At 64.7% G+C, this 20,073-nt stretch carries 15 protein-coding genes and 2 tRNA genes; 1 reads left to right on the top strand and 16 read right to left on the bottom strand.

All coding sequences use genetic code 11. From position 1 onward, the window contains the following. Window positions 1-3: 3 nt before the first annotated feature. Entirely contained in the window at window positions 4-1,200 is a 1,197-nt protein-coding gene (locus ACF8O7_RS17345; protein ID WP_126313040.1) for an NnrS family protein, read from the bottom strand. Window positions 1,201-1,319: 119 nt separating this feature from the next. On the opposite strand from ACF8O7_RS17345, the gene ACF8O7_RS17340 reads away from it, so the two are divergent. Beyond that, a complete protein-coding gene (locus ACF8O7_RS17340) occupies window positions 1,320-1,649 on the top strand; it encodes a cupin domain-containing protein (RefSeq protein WP_012202449.1) in 330 nt (109 codons plus the stop codon). A 97-nt stretch (window positions 1,650-1,746) separates the two neighbouring features. Here the strand turns inward: ACF8O7_RS17340 and ACF8O7_RS17335 are convergent. From ACF8O7_RS17335 to ACF8O7_RS17265, 15 genes are all read right to left on the bottom strand, one after another. Beyond that, a tRNA-Phe gene (locus ACF8O7_RS17335) sits at window positions 1,747-1,822 on the bottom strand. A 66-nt stretch (window positions 1,823-1,888) separates the two neighbouring features. Next, window positions 1,889-2,563, bottom strand: a complete 675-nt coding sequence (locus ACF8O7_RS17330) for a response regulator (protein WP_016450397.1) — start codon at window positions 2,561-2,563, stop codon at window positions 1,889-1,891. 42 nt (window positions 2,564-2,605) lie between these two features. Continuing rightward, complete coding sequence (locus ACF8O7_RS17325) at window positions 2,606-4,948, bottom strand: ATP-binding protein (RefSeq protein ID WP_126313041.1); 2,343 nt, start codon at window positions 4,946-4,948, stop codon at window positions 2,606-2,608. After that, complete coding sequence (locus ACF8O7_RS17320) at window positions 4,945-5,628, bottom strand: DUF4390 domain-containing protein (protein ID WP_016450395.1); 684 nt, start codon at window positions 5,626-5,628, stop codon at window positions 4,945-4,947. Before ACF8O7_RS17320 ends, ACF8O7_RS17325 begins: the two co-directional genes overlap by 4 nt. Beyond that, window positions 5,573-6,970, bottom strand: coding sequence for a 16S rRNA (cytosine(967)-C(5))-methyltransferase RsmB (gene rsmB / locus ACF8O7_RS17315; RefSeq protein WP_017406280.1), 1,398 nt, complete (start codon window positions 6,968-6,970; stop codon window positions 5,573-5,575). Before rsmB ends, ACF8O7_RS17320 begins: the two co-directional genes overlap by 56 nt. Beyond that, a complete protein-coding gene (locus ACF8O7_RS17310; protein ID WP_126313042.1) occupies window positions 6,967-7,596 on the bottom strand; it encodes a LemA protein in 630 nt (209 codons plus the stop codon). Before ACF8O7_RS17310 ends, rsmB begins: the two co-directional genes overlap by 4 nt. Before the next feature lie 255 nt (window positions 7,597-7,851). Next, a complete protein-coding gene (rpoC, locus tag ACF8O7_RS17305; RefSeq protein WP_016450392.1) occupies window positions 7,852-12,081 on the bottom strand; it encodes a DNA-directed RNA polymerase subunit beta' in 4,230 nt (1,409 codons plus the stop codon). A gap of 23 nt (window positions 12,082-12,104) precedes the next feature. Further along, window positions 12,105-16,217, bottom strand: a complete 4,113-nt coding sequence (gene rpoB, locus ACF8O7_RS17300; RefSeq protein ID WP_016450391.1) for a DNA-directed RNA polymerase subunit beta — start codon at window positions 16,215-16,217, stop codon at window positions 12,105-12,107. 277 nt (window positions 16,218-16,494) lie between these two features. Then, window positions 16,495-16,872 (bottom strand): 50S ribosomal protein L7/L12, encoded by a 378-nt coding sequence (gene rplL / locus ACF8O7_RS17295; RefSeq protein WP_012202441.1) that lies wholly within the window; start codon window positions 16,870-16,872, stop codon window positions 16,495-16,497. A gap of 37 nt (window positions 16,873-16,909) precedes the next feature. Further along, on the bottom strand, window positions 16,910-17,437 hold the full coding sequence (gene rplJ, locus ACF8O7_RS17290; RefSeq protein WP_016450390.1) for a 50S ribosomal protein L10: 528 nt from the start codon (window positions 17,435-17,437) through the stop codon (window positions 16,910-16,912). 226 nt (window positions 17,438-17,663) lie between these two features. Next, window positions 17,664-18,359, bottom strand: coding sequence for a 50S ribosomal protein L1 (gene rplA, locus ACF8O7_RS17285; protein ID WP_016450389.1), 696 nt, complete (start codon window positions 18,357-18,359; stop codon window positions 17,664-17,666). Then, entirely contained in the window at window positions 18,360-18,791 is a 432-nt protein-coding gene (gene rplK, locus ACF8O7_RS17280; RefSeq protein ID WP_012202438.1) for a 50S ribosomal protein L11, read from the bottom strand. A 140-nt stretch (window positions 18,792-18,931) separates the two neighbouring features. Continuing rightward, window positions 18,932-19,516, bottom strand: a complete 585-nt coding sequence (nusG, locus tag ACF8O7_RS17275; RefSeq protein WP_016450388.1) for a transcription termination/antitermination protein NusG — start codon at window positions 19,514-19,516, stop codon at window positions 18,932-18,934. After that, window positions 19,516-19,899 carry a preprotein translocase subunit SecE gene (gene secE / locus ACF8O7_RS17270; RefSeq protein ID WP_012202436.1) on the bottom strand — a complete coding sequence of 128 codons (384 nt, stop codon included), beginning with the start codon at window positions 19,897-19,899 and terminating at the stop codon, window positions 19,516-19,518. The genes nusG and secE overlap by 1 nt, the downstream gene beginning before the upstream one ends. An 86-nt stretch (window positions 19,900-19,985) precedes the next feature. Continuing rightward, window positions 19,986-20,061, bottom strand: a tRNA-Trp gene (locus ACF8O7_RS17265). Window positions 20,062-20,073: the final 12 nt, after the last annotated feature.

Below are 20,073 nucleotides of genomic sequence, written 5' to 3'. Positions count from 1 at the left end.
CGATCATGCCTGCCGGTCGGCACGCGGGCGCACCAGCAGCGGGGCGAAACGCCACAGGTACAGCGCAAAGGCCCATACCCAGGCAGCGGCCGAGACATGCAGCGCCGCCAGCGACAGCGCCGTGGGCAGCAGGGCCGCCAGGCGCAGCACGGCAGCGGCAATGACCAGGGCATAGGCGGCGACCATGCTGCGGTCGGTGCGCAGCGGCAGGCCCAAGTGGCCCATCGACGTCCGTGTGCACATGCCGATGATGAGCAGGGCAAAGCCGCCCGCACCGATCACATGCACGGGCCAGGCGGGGCGCAGCACCCATCCGGCCGCATGCGCGCCGGCCACCAGCAGGCCCGCACCCAGCGCCGCGTGGCCCAGGTAGAGAATCCACAGCAGCGGCACGCGGCGCACGGCCTGGGGCTTCCAGGCCAGCACCTGCCACAGGGCGATCAGGCCCGCCACGGCCAGGCCGGCGGCCAGGCCCGGCCACCAGCCCGCCAGCAGGCAGGCGATGGCCACCACGCCCGCACCCAGTTGCCACTGGCCGCTGGCCGTGTGCATGGGGATCTGCAGGCCGGACACGGCGCGCATGGCGAAGAAGGGGATCACGCGCCGCGCGATCAGCAGCGCAATCACGGCCATGCACAGCAGGCCTGCGTTGAAGCGCTGCATCAGCGCGCCGTAGTCGCCTTGCCAGATGGACCACAGGTACAGCGCATCGGCCGCGCCCAGGCCGGCCAGCAGCAGGGGCAGCCCGTAGTTGCGCCGGCTGCGCGCCACCTGAATGGCACGGCCCAGCGCCAGCGCGGCCCAGCAGAAGAAGGCCGTCTCGCACAGCGCGGCGACCGCAAAGGCCTGCGGCCCCGGCAGCAAGAAGCCTGCGCGGGCCACCAGCCACAGCAGGCACAGCGCGCCCAATGCCCGGCCCTGCAGGGGATTGCGCCCTGTCCAGTTGCTGCCTGCCGTGAACAGAAAGCCCACGGCGATGGTGGCCACGAAGGCCCACAGCATCTCGTGCGCGTGCCAGAACACGCCGGGCATGCGCCCCGCGATCCACTGCGGAGCATGGACCCACAGCGCCACCGACAGCGCGGCCCAGAGGCAGCCAAGCAGGTACAGCGGCCGAAATCCCAATTCGAGGAATGCCGTCCATTGCGGCGCCGGCTCCCGGGTTCTCAGGGGTTCCTCCAGCTCCATCCATTGCGCCATGATGTGCACTCCTTCCGGCCCGCTGCGCCTGCATAAGATGCATCCAGCGTACATCTTCAAGTGCACCGGCGAGGCGGCGGCGCAACCACCTTCTGACCCATATCAAGCAGGAGCCAAGCATGGCACTCGAACACGCAAAGCCACTGGAGGTCATCGCCCTGCACGCCCGCGACGGCATGCCCATCAGCACCAGCCTGATCCGAACGCCGAAGCTGCAGCTGCTGCGCCTGGTGCTGCCGCCCGGCCATGCCCTGCCCAGCCATCAGGTCCCCGGCGAGGCCACCATCCACTGCCTGGCGGGCGAGGCCGGCATTGCCACGCGCCTGGCCAGCCTGCGGCTGGTGGCCGGCTCGGTGGTGCTGGTGCCTGCCGGCGAGCTGCACGATGTGCACGCGCGCGGCGACCAGGGCTGCGTGCTGCTGGTGACGATTGCGGGCGCGAACGACTGAACGCGGCCGCAGCACAGGCAGGATCACGCATTGCCTGAGGCACAAAGAAAAACGGACTGCTTCTTGCGAAGCAGTCCGTAATCTTTTTCACTGTATCTGGTGGCCTGGGACGGAATCGAACCGCCGACACAAGGATTTTCAATCCTCTGCTCTACCGACTGAGCTACCGGGCCGAGAACTAGATTATATGCAGGATTTTTTGACCCAAAAACGAAAAAGCCAAAATTCCTTCAAAAAGTCTATCCGCGCTTGTTGCGGCCCAGGTCCACGCCCAGCTGGCGCAGCTTGCGGTACAGGTGGGTGCGCTCCAGGCCGGTCTTCTCGGCCACGCGGGTCATGGAGCCGCCTTCGCGCGCCAGGTGGAACTCGAAGTAGGCCTTCTCGAAACCGTCGCGCGCCTCGCGCAGGGGGCGGTCCAGATCGAAACCCTGGTGTGCATGCGGCACGTTGTTGTCCACCGGCACACGGCTGGCCGCAGGCGTGACGACGGCTGCGATGTCGGCGGGCTCGGCCACTGCGGCAGGCGCTGCAGCCGGCGCCTGGCTGGCGGCATTGCGCGCCAGGCCCTGCTCCACCGCCTTGAGCAGCTTCTGCATGGTGATGGGCTTTTCCAGGAAGGACAGCGCACCGATGCGCGTGGCCTCCACCGCCGTCTCGATGGTGGCGTGGCCGCTCATCATGATGACCGGCATGGTCAGCTGGCCCGCCGAGGCCCATTCCTTGAGCAGCGATACGCCATCGGTGTCGGGCATCCAGATGTCGAGCAGCACGAGGTCGTAGGTGTTGGAGGCGCGCGCCGTGCGCGCCTGGCCGGCGTTCTCGGCCACGTCCACACTATGACCTTCGTCGTTGAGGATTTCCGACAACAAATCCCGGATCCCCAGTTCGTCGTCGACCACCAGTATGTTTGCCATGTGTCTTAAGCCTATGTGCTGAGGCGCGGGGGGGCGTCAGGCCTATCCTGTACGCTCAGGCGCAAATGATAGCGACACTTGCGCACCTTGAATCACCCCGCCGTCGTCCCTGTTGCCCAGGTCGATGCGGGCGCCATGCTCGTCTGCGATTTTCTTGACCACGGCCAGGCCCAGTCCGGTGCCCCGCGCCTTGGTCGTGACATAGGGCTCGAAGGCCCGTTGAAGGATGTTGGCCGCGAAGCCCGTGCCGCTGTCGCTGATGCTCAGGCGCACGCGGCGCGTGGACTCATTCCAGCGCGTCTCTATGGTCACGGGGCCGGGGGGCTGGCCGCTTTCCTGCGCACGCTGGGCCGTGGCGTCCTGGGCATTCTGCAAAAGATTGTGAATGACCTGGCGCAGCTGCTGGCCATCGCCGGAAATCGGCGGGCATTGCGGGTCCAGCACACACTCCACGCGCACTTCGGCGTTCTCTTCACCGTACAGCTGCAGCACGTCGGTCACCAGCGCGTTGAGGTCCAGCGACTGCAGATTGGCGGCAGGCAGGCGCGCGTAGTCGCGGAATTCATCGACCAGGCGCTTCATGGCGCCGACCTGATCGACGATGGTCTTGACGGACTTGGCCAGCAGCGCCTGGTCAGCCGGCTGCAGCTTGTCGGTCAGCCGCATGGCCATGCGCTCGGCCGACAGCTGGATGGGCGTGAGCGGGTTCTTGATCTCATGGGCCACACGGCGCGCGACCTCGCCCCAGGCCTGGGCGCGCTGGGCCGAGACGATCTCTGAGATGTCGTCGAAGACCAGCAGCCGCTGCGCATCGGGCAGTTCCGCACCGCGCATGACCAGGGTGGTGGTGTGCTGGATGACGCCGCCATCGGTGGAGGCATGCAGCTCATGCACCAGTTGCCAGCGATCGCGCCCCTGCTCGCCCAGGAAGAGCGCGAACTGCTCCTGCACGACTTCGCCGAACTGCTCCAGCCCCGGCACCTGGGACAGCGCCCGTCCTTCATGGACGGCCATGGGCGCGCGCAGTATGCGCGTGGCCCCGGGATTGCTCAGGACGATGGCGCCCCGCGCGTCCAGCACGATGACGCCCGATGTGAGGTTGTCGAGGATGGTCTGCAGGTTGCCGCGTGCGGCATCGAGCTGGCCCATGCTGCGGTTGGCCTCGGCGCGCGCATCGGCCAGTTGCTGGGTCATGAGCGCGAAGGAGCGCGTGAGCCCGCCGATCTCGTCGCGCGTCTGCAGCGCCGGCTTGGGCCGCAGGTCGCCGCGCGCCACGTCGCGCATGCCCTGGGCCAGCAGCAGCAGCGGCCTGGCCAGCTGGTTGCCCAGCACGATGGCCAGAACCACGGCGCCGAAGACCGCCAGGAACAGGCTGAGCGTGAGCGTGCCTATGTACATGCGCTGCAGGCCGCCGCGTGCCAGCGCGCGTTCCTGGTATTCGCGGTTGGCGGCCTGCACGGCAAGGGCGTTGGTCACCAGCGCCTGCGGCAGTGCAATGGTGGCCTGCAAATAACGCGGCTCGGTCAGCAGTCCCACGCTGGGGTTGGGAACCACGGCCAGCGTGCGGACCTGGGCATTCGGCGCTGTGGCACCCGGCTGGGCCGTGCCGTCGTCGTCCAGTCCTTCGATGCTGGCCACGGCGCGCTGCTCGCGCAGCGAGCGCAGCATTTGCGCGCTGGGGCGTTCGGGCTGCAGGTTGAAGCGCGACTGGCCTGCGCTGGCGATGGCGCGCAGGCCCGGGAAGTCGCCGCTGCGCGTGGTCTGCGAGGGCCCCATGACGGCAAGCTCCGACGCACTCCAGAGCACGACATCGGTGGCACCCAGCTGGTCGCGCACGCGCTCCAGGATCAGCGCGGCGCCCGCATCGGAGACCTGGGACAGCTGGGCGCCTGCGGTGCGCGTGTTGTTGGCCATGTCGTTGGCCACGGTCTCCAGCGTGGAGCTGGCCAGGCTCACGCCTGCCGACAGCGCACCCTCGACCTGCACGTCGAACCAGCTCTCGATGGAGCGCGAGACGAACTGGTAGGAAACGATGTAGATCAGCAGGCCCGGCACCAGTCCCACCAGCGTGAAGATGCCGGCCAGCTTGAGCAGCAGGCGGCTGCCGAAGCGCCCCCGCTGCAGGCGTATGGCCAGGCGGATGCCGCCCCAGACCAGGATGGCCAGCAGCAGACCGGCCACGACCACGTTGGCGGCGAACAGCCAGTTGTAGTTGCGCTCGTAGTCCAGCCGGTTGTTGGTGGCCAGGGTCAGCAGGAACAGCAGCAGCACGCCGACCAGCCCCATGAGACCGGCGCCCACGCCCACGGCCCAGCGCGTGCCGCGCGACAGGCCGGCCGAGGCCGGCAGGGCCATGCGTTCGTCGGCGTCGGTGTCCCGGTTCATGGCGCGTCTTCCAGCATCTGGGCGCGCGACAGCTGCAGGTTCCAGCCCGAGCGGCCCAGCGCACCGATCTGCAGCGGCCTTGGCAGCTGGGACAGGTCGATGCGAAAGCGCAGCTGCACCGAGACACCCGACTGCGTGGGTGCCGTGTCCATGATTTTCCAGCGCGAGATGCGCCGCATGGAGGACAGCGCATCTTCCAGGGTCTCGAAGGTCTGGCCCAGGGCCAGCCCCAGCCCGGCGCTGGAGAAGGGGGTATTGGAGATGTGCAGGCGCCAGCGGCGTGTCAGCGGCTGGTGGCTGAGGCGGTAGTGGCGGCTGGCGGTGGCCAGTTGCTGATCGGACCAGTACCAGCGCTCACGCTGGACCTGGGCCTCGGCCACGAAGTACATGGGAATGCCCTGGCGCAGCGCGTCGTCGATCTGGTAGGGCAACTCGAACTGGAGATTGGCGGACAGCAGCAGACCATCGTCGGAGCGCTCGAGCTGCATGGATCCGATCTCGGCGGTCAGCGCATCGGCCCTGGCCTGCAGGCCCAGGCCGGCCAGCACGGCGGCCAGCACAAGTGCCCCGGCCAGCCGCGCCAGCAGGCGCAGCCAGGCTGGCGACCTGGTCCGGGGACGGGGGTCAGCGCGTCTTTTGCAGCAAGGCGTAGAAGAAGCCGTCGTGGTCACCCAAAGCATTGTCAGCCAGCATGCCGGCTTTGTAGTCCTTGCCCGGGATTAAATGCCCTGGCGCCGGCAGTGTTCGCGCCTCACTGTTGCGTGCAACAAACGCTTGAACCTGTGCCTCGCCCTCTTGCCTGAAGACCGAGCAGGTGCAGTACAGCAGGCGCCCGCCAGGCTGCAGCAGGGGCCACAGGGTGTCGAGCAGCCGGGACTGGATCTGGGCCAGCTGGTGCACATCGCTTTCGCGGCGCAGCCAGCGCACGTCGGGCTGGCGCCGCACGATGCCCGAGGCCGTGCAGGGCGCGTCCAGCAAGATGGCGTCGAACAGCTGGCCGCCGCATTGCGCCTCGAACCACTGCGCAGGCTGGGACGCATCGGCCACGACCACTTGCGCCTGCAACTGCAGCCTTCCCAGCGTGTCCTCGATGCGCGCGGCGCGCTCGGCGTCTATCTCCAGCGCCGTGACCTGCAGGGTCTGCGGCGCTGCGTATTCCAGCAGGTGGGCCGTCTTGCCACCGGGGGCGGCGCAGGCATCAAGTATCCGCAACGCTCGGCCGGCGGGCTGCTCCAGCCCTTGCAGCAGCAGCGGTGCGGCCAGTTGCGCCGCCGCATCCTGCACGGAGGCCAGGCCCTGGTCGAAGCCCGGCAGGGATTGCACGGGCAAGGCCTGCTGCAGTTGCAGGCCGCTGTCGGCCACGGCAAGCGATGGCACGTCCATGGCCTGCAGCGCCGCCTGGTACTGCGCGCGGTCTGCCCTTTGGCGATTGACGCGCAGCGTCATCGGCGGCTGCTCGTTGTTGGCCTGCAGGATGGCCTGCCAGTGATCGGGATGGTCCTTGCGCAGGCGGGCAATCCACCAGGCGGGATGGTTCCAGACCGCCTGCGGCTGGGCTTCGGTGGCGGCGACCAGGGCATCGCGCTCGCGCAGAAAGCGGCGCAGGCAGGCGTTGACAAAGCCGGACTGCGCGCGGGTCGGCCCCTGCTTGGCCGCTTCCACGGCCTGGTTGACCAGGGTGAACGGCGGGTATGGCGCGCGAGATTCATCCCAGGCCAAGGCCAGGGCGGTGTTCAGCAACGCGCTGACGCGCGGCGGCGGGTTGCGCGAGGCCAGCTGCTTTTGCAGCGCCTGGGCACGGCCCAGCTGGCGCAGCACCTGGAACAGCAGGGCCTGCACACCGGGACGCAGCGGCTGCGGCACACGCGCCAGCACGCTGCGGCTGGACTGGCCTTCGAGCACGGCCTGCAGGCATTGGGCGACGGCGTCGAGCTGCTGCCAAAGAGGAGGTGCGGCCGGTGCGGCATGCGCCTGCGAGGGCGCCGCAGCGCGGCGCGGGGAAGAATGCGTGCGTTGGTTCATGTTCCACTTTCCTGCACCTTGCTGGGCGCAGGTTCGACCAGCAGGCTGCGCACCGGGCGAAAGCCCAGCAGCCAGGCCAGCAGCCTGGCCGGATATTGCGCGATGGCGGCGTTGTAGCGCTCGGCCGCGGCGTTGAATTGCTGCAGTCCCAGGCGGTTGCGCACCTGGTGCTCGGTCCAGCGCTGCTGCCAGGGCTGCAGCGGATCGGGGTCCGGCGACGGGGTATCTGATGGCGCAGCGCCAGTGCCAGCGGCGCCGGCGCCGGTGTCAACGGCGACCTTGGTCATGGCCTGCCAGGCCACCTCCAGCGCCGAGCAGGCATGCTCCAGCGAGGCCAGCGCGCTCTCGCGCAGCGGCCGGCCACGGGCATCGACCAGCGCCGCCTGCAACTGCGCGGCGGTCTGGTGCAGCGCGGCCTGGGCATGCACAAGGGCGGGGCTTTGGCCTTCGCCCTTGGGCTGTGCCTCGAAGGCCTGCAGCATGGCATGCCACTGGCCCAGGTATGCATCGAGCGTACCGAACTGCTGCACGCAGCCGCTGCGCAGCCGGGCCAGCCGGTTGTATGCGCCGACGGCCCAGAACACCAGCAGTGCCAGCAGCATCCATTCAAGAGACAAGGACCACATCGTCTGCAATGGCCCGGCCGGAAGCTGGTCCGGCCGAACTCTGGTTATTCCCAAAGAAAAACGCTCCCGCCTGCGCAGGGCAGGCCGGGAGCGTCACATCATCAAGCACTTGCGCCATGCACTGCTCTAGGAGACAGCATGTCCCAACAAGAGGGACGCCGAGCAAGGGCCGCCCCCGCAGCGAGGGCGTCGTCCCCCTCCCGCGTAGCGAGAGAGGGGGAAGCGGCACAGCCGCTCAGGGGGTGACACCGCCTATCAGTCAGCGGAAGCGTCACCGGCGACGGCAGCCACGCCAGCGTCGTCGTCAGCCATCACACCGGCCAGTTCGGCCGCTTCGGCGTCGGCGATGGCGCGGCGCTCTGCGTCGTCCATGGCGTCCTTGGCCTTGCGCGCCTGGTGGTATGCCAGACCCGTGCCAGCGGGGATCAGGCGACCCACGATGACGTTTTCCTTCAGGCCACGCAGCTCGTCGCGCTTGCCCATGATGGCAGCCTCGGTGAGCACGCGGGTCGTTTCCTGGAACGACGCGGCAGAGATGAAGGAGTCGGTCGACAGCGATGCCTTGGTAATACCCAGCAGCACGTTGGAGTACGTGGCAGGGATCTTGCCTTCGCGCTGCAGCGCCTCGTTGGTATTGAGGATCTCCGAACGCTCGACCTGCTCGCCAGCGATGTAGGTCGAGTCGCCGGTGTTCTCGACCACGACGCGGCGCAGCATCTGGCGAACGATCACCTCGATGTGCTTGTCGTTGATCTTCACACCCTGCAGGCGGTAGACGTCCTGCACTTCATCGACGATGTAGCGCGACAGCTCCTCGATGCCCAGCAGGCGCAGGATGTCCTGCGGATCGGCCGGGCCGTCGACGATGGACTCACCCTTGTTGACCACCTGGCCTTCGTGCACCAGGATGTTCTTTTCCTTGGGCACGAGTTCTTCCCAGACCTTGCCATCCAGATCGGTGATCTGCATGCGCACCTTGCCCTTGGTTTCCTTGCCGAAGGAAATGGTGCCGGTCATCTCGGCCAGCGTGCCCTTGTCCTTGGGCGTACGGGCTTCGAACAGCTCGGCCACGCGGGGCAGACCGCCGGTAATGTCTCGGGTCTTCTGGCCTTCGACAGGGATACGGGCCAGCACTTCGCCGGGGCCCACGTCCTGGCCGTCACGCACCTGGATCAGCGCGCCAACCTGGAAGCCGATCGTCACCGAGTGGTCGGTGCCGGGGATCTTGACTTCCTGGTTGTTGGCATCGATCAGCTTGACCTGGGGACGCACGACCTTGGCAGAGCCACGGCGCTTGGGATCGATCACCACCAGCGTGGACAGGCCGGTCACTTCATCGACCTGCTTGGCCACGGTCAGGCCCTCTTCCACATTCTCGAAGCGCACCTGGCCGGCGTACTCGGTAATGATGGGTCGGGTCAGCGGATCCCAGTTGGCCAGGATCAGACCGGCCTTGACCTGCTGGTCGGGCCTGACGGTCAGCACGGCACCGTAGGGCACCTTGTGGCGCTCACGCTCGCGGCCGTTGTCGCTGATGACGATTTCGCCCGAACGCGAAATCACGACCAGCTCACCCTTGGTGTTGCTGACGTAGCGCATCGTGCTGTTGAAGCTGATGGAGCCGTTGGACTTGGCTTCCACGCTCGAGGCGATGGCAGCGCGCGAAGCGGCACCACCGATGTGGAAGGTACGCATGGTCAGCTGCGTGCCGGGCTCGCCGATGGACTGGGCGGCGATCACACCCACGGCTTCGCCGAGGTTGATCAGGCCGCCGCGGCCCAGGTCGCGGCCGTAGCACTTGGCGCACAGGCCGTAGCGGGTTTCGCAGGTCAGCGCGGTGCGGACCTTGATCTCGTCCACGCCTTGCGACTCCAGCTCGTCGATCACGTCTTCGTTGAGCAGCGTGCCTGCGGGCAGCAGCACGGCCAGCGTCTCGGGATGCACGACGTCCTCGGCCGTGGTACGGCCCAGCACGCGGTCGCGCAGCGATTCGATGACTTCACCGCCTTCGACGATGGCGCGCATCAGTGCGCCATTGCTCGTGCCGCAATCGTCCTCGTTGACCACCAGATCCTGCGTCACGTCCACCAGACGACGCGTCAGGTAGCCGGAGTTGGCCGTCTTCAACGCCGTGTCGGCCAGACCCTTTCGGGCGCCGTGGGTGGAGATGAAGTACTGCAGAACGTTCAGGCCTTCACGGAAGTTCGCCGTAATGGGCGTCTCGATGATGGAGCCGTCAGGCTTGGCCATCAGGCCACGCATGCCGGCCAGCTGGCGGATCTGCGCGGCCGAGCCGCGGGCGCCGGAGTCGGCCATCATGTAGATGGCGTTGAACGATTCCTGCTCGACTTCGTTGCCGTGGCGGTCGATGACCTTTTCCTTGGCCAGCTGGGCCATCATGACCTTGGAGACTTCGTCGCCGGCCTTGCCCCAGATGTCCACCACCTTGTTGTAGCGCTCGCCAGCGGTCACGAGACCGGAGACGTACTGCTGTTCGATCTCCTTCACCTCGGCTTCGGCACGGCCGATGATCTCGGCCTTTTGCGGCGGCACCAGCATGTCGCCGATGGCGATCGAGATGCCGGCGTGCGTGGACAGGCGGAAGCCGTTTTGCAGCAGCTTGTCGGCAAACACCACCGTGGCCTTCAGACCGCACTTGCGGAACGAGGCATTGATGAGCTTGGAGATCTCCTTCTTCTTGAGCGCCTTGTTCATGTGGCTGAACGGCAGGCCCTTGGGAAGGATCTCGGACATCAGGGCGCGGCCCACGGTGGTTTCCACCAGGCTGGTCGAAGGCTCGAACTCGCCGGAGTCCTTGTTCTTCGTCCACTCGGTCAGGCGAACGCTGATCTTGGCGGCCAGCTCGACCTGCTCGGCGTCCAGCGCGCGCTGCACTTCGCCGATGTCGGCGAAGACCATGCCCTCGCCCTTGCCGTTGATGCGCTCGCGCGTCGCGTGGTACAGACCCAGCACCACGTCCTGCGAAGGAACGATGGAGGGCTCGCCCGATGCGGGGAACAGCACGTTGTTGGAGGCCAGCATCAGCGTGCGGGCTTCCATCTGTGCTTCCACCGACAGCGGAACGTGGACGGCCATCTGGTCACCGTCGAAGTCGGCGTTGAAGGCCGCGCAGACGAGCGGGTGCAGCTGGATGGCCTTGCCTTCGATCAGGATGGGCTCGAAGGCCTGGATGCCCAGGCGGTGCAGCGTGGGAGCACGGTTCAGCATGACCGGGTGCTCCTTGATGACCTCTTCGAGGATGTCCCACACCACGGGCGTGCCGGATTCCACTTCCTTCTTCGCCGCCTTGATGGTGGTGGCGATGCCGCGCTGCTCGAGCTGCGCGAAGATGAAGGGCTTGAACAGTTCCAGCGCCATCAGCTTGGGCAGACCGCACTGGTGCAGCTTGAGGTACGGACCCACCGTGATCACGGAACGGCCCGAGTAGTCCACGCGCTTGCCCAGCAAGTTCTGGCGGAAACGGCCGCTCTTGCCCTTGATCATGTCGGCCAGCGACTTCAGGGCACGCTTGTTGGCGCCCGTCATGGCCTTGCCACGGCGGCCGTTGTCCAGCAGCGAGTCCACTGCTTCCTGCAGCATGCGCTTTTCGTTGCGCGCGATGATTTCCGGAGCCTTCAGCTCCAGCAGGCGGCGCAGACGCGAGTTGCGGTTGATGACGCGGCGATACAGGTCGTTCAGGTCGGACGTTGCGAAGCGGCCGCCGTCCAGCGGCACCAGCGGACGCAGGTCCGGGGGCAGCACGGGCAGCACTTCCATGACCATCCAGCCCGGCTTGATGCCGGACTTCTTGAACGCTTCCAGCAGCTTCAGGCGCTTGGCGTTCTTCTTGACCTTGACTTCGGAGCCGGTCAGGTCGCCGCGCAGGCGCTCGGTCTCGACGTCGATGTCGATGCCTTCGAGCAGGTCCTTGATGCCTTCGGCGCCCATCTTGGCTTCGAACTCGTCACCGTACTCGGTGCGCTTGGCCTCGTAGTCGTCCTCGGTCATGATGCTGAACTTCTTCAGCGGGGTCATGCCGGGGTCGGTCACCACGTAGGCTTCGAAGTACAGCACGCGCTCGATGTCGCGCAGCGTCATGTCGAGCACCAGGCCCAGACGCGACGGCAGCGACTTCAGGAACCAGATGTGGGCGCAGGGCGCAGCCAGGTCGATGTGGCCCATGCGCTCGCGGCGCACCTTGGTCTGGGTCACTTCGACGCCGCACTTCTCGCAGATCACGCCGCGGTGCTTGAGGCGCTTGTACTTGCCGCACAGGCACTCGTAGTCCTTGATGGGGCCAAAGATCTTGGCGCAGAACAGACCATCGCGCTCGGGCTTGAACGTGCGGTAGTTGATGGTCTCGGGCTTCTTCACCTCGCCGAAGGACCAGGAACGGATCTTCTCGGGAGAAGCCAGACCGATCTTGATGGCATCGAAATGCTCATCGGGCGTGAATTGCTTGAACAGGTCGAGTAGAGATTTCATAAGACTCTTTCCCTTTTCAATATTTAAGAACGCTCAAGCTCGATGTCGAGGCCCAGGGAGCGGATTTCCTTGACCAGCACGTTGAACGACTCGGGCATGCCTGCCTCGATGGCGTGCTCGCCCTTGACGATGGATTCGTACACCTTGGTACGGCCCACCACGTCGTCGGACTTCACGGTCAGCATTTCCTGCAGCACATAGGCGGCGCCGTAGGCTTCCAGCGCCCACACTTCCATTTCCCCGAAACGCTGGCCGCCGAACTGGGCCTTGCCGCCCAGGGGCTGCTGCGTCACCAGAGAGTACGGACCCGTGGAGCGGGCGTGCATCTTGTCGTCGACCAAGTGGTGCAGCTTCAGGTAGTGCATGTAGCCGATGGTGGTCGGACGCTCGAAGCGGTCACCGGTGCGGCCGTCATACAGGTAGGCCTGCGTGCGGCTTTCGGTCAGGCCCTTGCGCTCCTTCAGCTCTTCCGGATATGCCAGATGCAGCATGTCCTGGATTTCCTGCTCGGAAGCGCCGTCGAACACCGGCGTGGCAAACGGCACGCCCGTGGTCAGCGCCTGCGCCATGGACACGATCTCGTTGTCATCGAGCTGGGCCAGGTCTTCCTTGCGGCCGCGCGAGTTGTAGATCTCTTCCATGAAGGCACGGATTTCGGCGGCACGGGCTTCCTGCTGCAGCATGTCGCCGATGCGCTGGCCCAGGCCCTTGCCGGCCCAGCCCAGATGCACTTCCAGCACCTGGCCGATGTTCATGCGCGAAGGCACGCCCAGCGGGTTCAGCACGATGTCGGCAGTGGAGCCGTCGGCCATGTAGGGCATGTCCTCGACCGGAACGATCTTGGAGACCACGCCCTTGTTGCCGTGGCGGCCGGCCATCTTGTCGCCGGGCTGCAGGCGGCGCTTGACGGCCAGGTAGACCTTGACCATCTTGAGCACGCCAGCGGGCAGCTCGTCGCCCTGGGTGAGCTTCTTGCGCTTTTCTTCGAAAGCCAGGTCGAAGCTGTGGCGCGTCTGCTCCAGCGAGTTCTTGATGGACTCAAGCTGGGTGGCGACCTCGTCCTCTGCAGGACGGATGTCGAACCAGTGGAACTTCTCCACGCCGTCCAGGTAGGCCTTGTCGATCTTGGCGCCCTTGGCCAGCTTTTGCGGGCCGCCGTTGGCCACGCGGCCATTGAGCAGCTTCTCGATACGGTCGAAGGCGTCGGCCTCGACGATGCGCAGCTGGTCGTTCAGGTCCAGGCGGTAGCGCTTGAGTTCATCGTCGATGATCTGCTGGGCACGCTTGTCGCGCTGGATGCCTTCACGGGTGAAGACCTGCACGTCGATCACGGTGCCTTGCGAGCCCTGGTCCACGCGCAGCGAGGTGTCCTTCACGTCGGAAGCCTTCTCGCCGAAGATGGCGCGCAGCAGCTTCTCTTCAGGCGTCAGCGTGGTCTCGCCCTTGGGCGTGACCTTGCCGACCAGCACATCGCCGGGCTGCACTTCCGCACCCACGTAGATGATGCCGGACTCGTCCAGGCGGTTGAGCTGCTGCTCGGACAGGTTCGGGATGTCGCGCGTGATTTCCTCGGCACCGAGCTTGGTGTCGCGGGCCATCACCACGAGTTCTTCGATATGGATCGAGGTGTAGCGGTCTTCGGCCACCACGCGCTCGTTGATCAGGATCGAATCCTCGAAGTTGTAGCCGTTCCAGGGCATGAAGGCGATCAGCATGTTCTGACCGATGGCGATTTCGCCCAGGTCGGTCGATGCGCCGTCGGCCACCACGTCACCCTTGGCCAGCTTGTCGCCACGCTTGACGATGGGACGCTGGTGGATGTTGGTGTTCTGGTTGGAACGCTGGTACTTGATGAGGTTGTAGATGTCCACGCCGACTTCGCCGGCCACGGCTTCCGCATCGTTCACGCGGACCACGATGCGCGTTGCATCGACATAGTCCACGATACCGCCGCGGGTTGCCGTCACCACGGTGCCGGAGTCCACTGCCGCCACGCGCTCGATGCCCGTGCCCACCATGGGCTTTTCGGGACGCAGCACAGGCACGGCCTGACGCGACATGTTGGCGCCCATCAATGCGCGGTTCGCGTCATCGTGCTCCAGGAACGGAATCAGCGAGGCAGCCACCGACACGATCTGTGCGGGCGACACGTCCATGTACTGAACGCGCTCGGCCGACACCAGGGTCGAATCACCCTTTTCGCGCGCCGACACCAGGTCGCCGATCAGGCGGCCTTCGGCATCCAGCTCGGCATTGGCCTGGGCGATGATGTACTTGCCTTCCTCGATGGCCGACAGGTAGTCGATCTCCATCGTGACCTTGCCGTCGGCCACGCGACGGTAAGGCGTCTCGATGAAGCCGTACTCGTTCAGGCGGGCGTACAGGGCCAGCGAATTGATCAGGCCGATGTTCGGGCCTTCAGGCGTTTCGATAGGGCAGACGCGGCCGTAGTGGGTCACGTGCACGTCGCGCACTTCGAAGCCTGCGCGCTCGCGCGTCAGACCGCCCGGGCCCAGGGCCGAGACGCGACGCTTGTGCGTGATTTCGGCCAGAGGATTGGTCTGGTCCATGAACTGCGACAGCTGCGACGCACCGAAGAATTCCTTCAGGGCGGCCGAAATCGGCTTGCTGTTGATCAGGTCATGGGGCATCAGCGGCTCTTGCTCGGCCTGACCCAGACGCTCCTTCACGGCCTTCTCGATACGTGCCAGGCCCGTGCGGTACTGGTTCTCGGCCAGTTCGCCCACGCAACGCACGCGGCGGTTGCCCAGGTGGTCGATGTCATCGACCTCGCCCTTGCCGTTGCGCAGATCCACCAGGATCTTGACCACGGCCAGGATGTCCTCGTTGGACAGCACCATGGGGCCGGTGGCGCCATCGCGGCCGACCTTGGCGTTGAACTTCATCCGGCCCACGCGCGAAAGGTCGTAGGTGTCGGGGTTGTAGAACAGGCGCTGGAACAGGGCCTGCACGGCGTCCTCGGTCGGCGGCTCGCCGGGGCGCATCATGCGGTAGATGGCCACGCGCGCAGCGAACTCATCGACGGTTTCGTCGGTGCGCAGGGTCTGCGAAATGTAGGCGCCCTGGTCCAGCTCGTTCGTGTAGATGCACTGCAGATCCTGGATGCCGGCGCTGCGCAGCTTCTTGAGCAGGGACTCGGTCAGCTCTTCGTTGGCCTTGGCGATGATCTCGCCAGTGTCCGGATCGACGATGTTCTTGGCGACCACGCGGCCGATCAGGAAATCTTCGGGGACGCTGATGAACTTGGTGCCCGACTGCTCCAGCTCACGCGTGTGGCGAGCAGTGACGCGCTTGTCCTTGGCGACCACGACCTTGCCCGACTTGTCGGTGATGTCGAAGCGCGCGACCTCGCCGCGCAGGCGCTCGGGGACGAACTCCATCTGCGCGCCCGAATCCATGAGGCGGAAGTTGTCGTTGACGAAGAAATTGGCCAGGATCGATTCCGGCGTCAGGCCGATGGCCTTCAGCAGAATGGACACGGGCATCTTGCGACGACGGTCGACGCGGAAGAACAGCAGGTCCTTGGGGTCGAACTCGAAGTCCAGCCACGAGCCGCGGTAAGGAATGATGCGTGCCGAGAACAGCAGCTTGCCCGAGCTGTGGGTCTTGCCCTTGTCGTGTTCGAAGAACACGCCAGGCGAGCGGTGCAGCTGCGAGACGATGACGCGCTCGGTGCCGTTGATGATGAACGAGCCCTTGTCGGTCATCAGGGGCACTTCGCCCATGTAGACCTCTTGCTCCTTGACTTCCTTGACCACCTTGGACTGCGAGGTCGAAGACTCACGGTCATAGATGATCAGCTGAACCTTGGCGCGCACGGCAGAGGCGAAGGTCAGACCACGGGTCTGGCACTCGCGCACATCGAAAGCAGGCTTGGCGAGGTTGTACTCGACGAACTTCATCTCCACAAAACCGTTGTGGGAGACGATGGGGAAGGCAGAGTTGAAGGCCGCTTGCAGGCCTTCGATGGTGCGTTTTTTGGGGGCTACATCTGCCTGCAAGAATGCGGTATATGCATCTTTTTGCATCTGCAGCAGGTAAGGCACTTCGAGCACGCTGTCGCGGCTCCCGAAGCTTTTGCGGATTCGCTTGCGTTCGGTGTAAGAATAGGCCATGAGATCTCCGGGCAAAGACATGAGTCCTGGGTCTGCGACGACTGCCCCACATGGAAAGCTCCCTGCGGGCTTGGCGGTTGGCCACTACCAACCATGGCTGACGGCGATGCGTTGCACATCGCCCGAACCAAGGCATCTTCTGCTGTCGGGTTGTCAGAAGACACTAGAAAACAGGCTGCTCCAGACCGCTTTCTAGTGTGCTCTATGGATACGCTCTCCACAAGCGCCAAAGGCTGGAGGCCCTTTTTCGGAGCCTCCAGCCCTTGAGGGGACTGAATTACTTCAGTTCAGCCTTGGCACCGGCTTCCACCAGCTTCTTCACAGCGGCTTCAGCGTCAGCCTTGGCAACGCCTTCCTTGACGTTCTTGGGAGCGCCGTCGACCAGGTCCTTGGCTTCCTTCAGACCCAGGCCGGTGATTTCACGCACGGCCTTGATGACGGAAACCTTGTTCGCGCCGGCTTCGGTCAGCACAACGTTGAACTCGGTCTTTTCTTCTGCAGCAGCAGCGCCGCCAGCAGCGCCACCAGCAGCGGGAGCGGCCATGGCGGCAGCGCTCACGCCGAACTTCTCTTCAATGGCCTTCACCAGGTCATTGAGTTCCAGGACCGTCATGCCGTCGAGCGCGGTCAGAAATGCGTCTTTATCGAATGCCATTTTGATTTCCTAACAATATTGGTTAACTGCCGCGCGCTCAGGCTGCGACTGCTTCGGCTGCCGGTTCTTCGGCAGAGCCTTCGCTCTTCTTTGCCGCCAGGGCGCCCAGCACAACGGCCGTACGCGAGATAGGCGACATCAGCAAGCCACACAGTTGTGCCAGCAGAACTTCCTTCGAGGGGATGTTCGCCAGTTGCTTCACACCGTTCACGTCCAGGGCCTTGCCTGCAAACGCACCACCGCGGATCACCAGCTTGTCGTTGGTTTTCGCGAAGTCGGCCACCACCTTGGCGGCAGCCACTGCGTCTTCAGAGAAGCCATAGATCAGAGGGCCGGTCATCTGGTCGGCGACAACGTCGAACTGGCTGCCAGCCACAGCACGGCGGGCCAGCGTGTTCTTCAACACGCTCAGGCTCACACCCTTGCTGCGGGCGTCAACGCGCAGTTTGGTCATGTCGGCGACCGTGATGCCGCGGTATTCCGCGATCACAAGCGTTTGAGCTTTTGCGGCGAGGCTGGTCACTTCATTGATGACCGCTTCTTTCTCACTGCGATTAAGACTCAAGGTCTACTCCTTCAAATGCACACTCGGGGCAGGCCCCTCATGCGCGCTCTTGTTGCAGCGACCAACTGTTTTGGAAATGCATCCATCTGCAGCGGGATCGCCATCTGCGTTGGCCCCTGAGGTTTAAGTGCCGCAAGGCACACCAACGGTCTTGGATGACCCGGCGCATCGCTGCGCCGGCCCACCACTGAGGCAGCCCGCAAGCCGCCTCAAGATTTCTTGGCTATCAGGCCGAGATGGTTTGCGTGTCGACGCGAACGCCCACACCCATGGTCGACGAAACAGCCACCTTGCGCAGGTACAGGCCCTTGCTCGAGGCGGGCTTGGACTTGTTCAGGGCGTCGATCAGCGCAGCCAGGTTGCCTTGCAGCTTCTCGTTGTCGAACGAGCGGCGGCCGATGGTGGCGTGGATGATGCCGGCCTTGTCGACGCGGTATTGCACCTGACCAGCCTTGGCGTTCTTCACGGCCGTGGCCACATCGGGAGTCACCGTACCCACCTTGGGGTTGGGCATCAGGCCGCGCGGGCCCAGGATCTGACCCAGCGTACCGACGACGCGCATGGCGTCGGGGGCAGCGATGACCACGTCGAAGGGCATGTCGCCAGCCTTCACGCGGGCAGCCAGGTCGTCCATGCCGACCACGTCGGCGCCAGCAGCCTTGGCTTCTTCAGCCTTGGCGCCTTGGGCGAATACGGCCACGCGGGCGGTCTTGCCAGTGCCGTGGGGCAGCACGACGGCGCCACGAACCACTTGGTCAGACTTCTTGGCGTCCACGCCCAATTGCACGGCCACGTCGATGGATTCATCGAACTTGGCGGTGGCGGCTTCCTTCACCAGCGCCACGGCGTCGGCGAAAGCGTACAGCTTGGTGGACTCCACCTTGCCCTGGAGAGCCTTTTGCTTCTTGGTCAACTTGGCCATTTACACACCCTCCACAATCACGCCCATCGAACGGGCCGAACCAGCCAGCGTACGCACGGCGGCGTCGACGTCAGCAGCGTTCATGTCCTTCAGCTTGGTGTTGGCGATCTCTTCCAGCTGAGCGCGGGTGATCTTGCCGACCTTGTTCTTCAGGGGGTTGGAGGAGCCCTTGTCCAGCTTGATGGCCTTCTTGATCAGCACAGTCGCCGGAGGCGTCTTGATGATGAAGGTGAAGCTCTTGTCGGCAAAGGCCGTGATGACCACGGGCAGGGGCAGGCCGGGCTCGACACCTTGGGTCTGGGCGTTGAACGCCTTGCAGAATTCCATGATGTTGAGGCCGCGCTGACCCAGCGCAGGACCGATCGGAGGAGAGGGATTGGCCTTACCAGCTGGCACTTGCAGCTTGATGAAGCCGACGATTTTCTTCGCCATTGAATGCTCCTTGCGGGTATAGCGCCGCCGGCCCAACCAAGAATAGTTGCAGCCGGCAGCTCCCCGGGGGTTAAAAGACTCTTGCTGACACGCCCTGCACCGAGCCTAAAAATGCAGAGCCAGAGATTGTAAGCGGTAACTCAGGTTTTTTCAACCTGGGCAAATTCAAGCTCGACCGGCGTAGAGCGACCGAAGATCATCACCGAGACGCGCAGGCGGCTCTTTTCGTAGTTGACCTCTTCGACCGAGCCATTGAAGTCCGTGAAGGGGCCTTCCTTGACACGCACCAGTTCGCCGGGCATGAATTCGATCTTGTGGCGCGGCTTGTCCGTGCCTTCCTGCATCTGGCTGACGATCTTGCGCACTTCCTCTTCGGAGATCGGTGCGGGGCGGTTCTTGGCACCACCCACGAAACCCGTCACCTTGCTGGTGTGCTTGACCAGGTGCCAGGTGTCGTCGTCCATGACCATCTCGACGAACACGTAGCCAGGGAACAAGCGGCGTTCGGTGGTACGGCGCTGGCCGTTCTTCATCTCCACCACTTCCTCGGTGGGAACCAGGATGCGGCCGAACTTGGACTGCATGTCCGAACGCGCGATGCGCTCGATGATGTTGCGCTCCACGGCCTTTTCCATGCCGGAGTAGGCATGGACGATGTACCAGCGCAGATCCGGATTGGCAGGCGTTGCCCCTCCGTCGTTCACACCTGTTTCGACAGCATCCATTACTTCCTCCAGCCCAAAATCAGGTCATACAGGACCCACTCCAGCGTCTTGTCCGTGAACCACAGGAACAAGGCCATGATGACCACAAAGCCGAAGACGTACAAGGTCATCTGCATGGTCTCCTTGCGCGTCGGCCAGACGACCTTCTTGACTTCGCGCCAGGCATCCTGCGCAAAGCTGACGAAACGCTTTCCGGGCTCGGAAACAAGGAACGTGCCAGCAGCCGCAGCCAGACCGACCAGCAGCACCAGCCACTGAACGATGGGACCTTGCTTGCTCAGCAGATAGAAACCTGCGATCGCAGCAACGACTAAAGCCGCGACTGCGGCAAGCTTGGCTTTGTCAGCTCCGGAGCTGACCGTTTCAACCTGAGTAGTGGCCATAATCCATTTCTAATGCGCATTTTTTGCGCAACGCCAAGACACCGAAGCCCGCTTTGGGGCGGGCTCGTTGCGATTCCACCATCAGGTGGCAGGGGCAGTAGGAATCGAACCTACAACCTTCGGTTTTGGAGACCGACGCTCTGCCAATTGAGCTATACCCCTACGAATCAATTA

It is taken from the genome of Delftia sp. WSY_16 (assembly GCF_043104415.1).
GTDB lineage: Bacteria > Pseudomonadota > Gammaproteobacteria > Burkholderiales > Burkholderiaceae_C > Comamonas > Comamonas tsuruhatensis.
The sequence above is the reverse complement of the archived record's forward strand: the minus strand, read 5'-3'. Positions and strand labels throughout refer to the sequence as shown.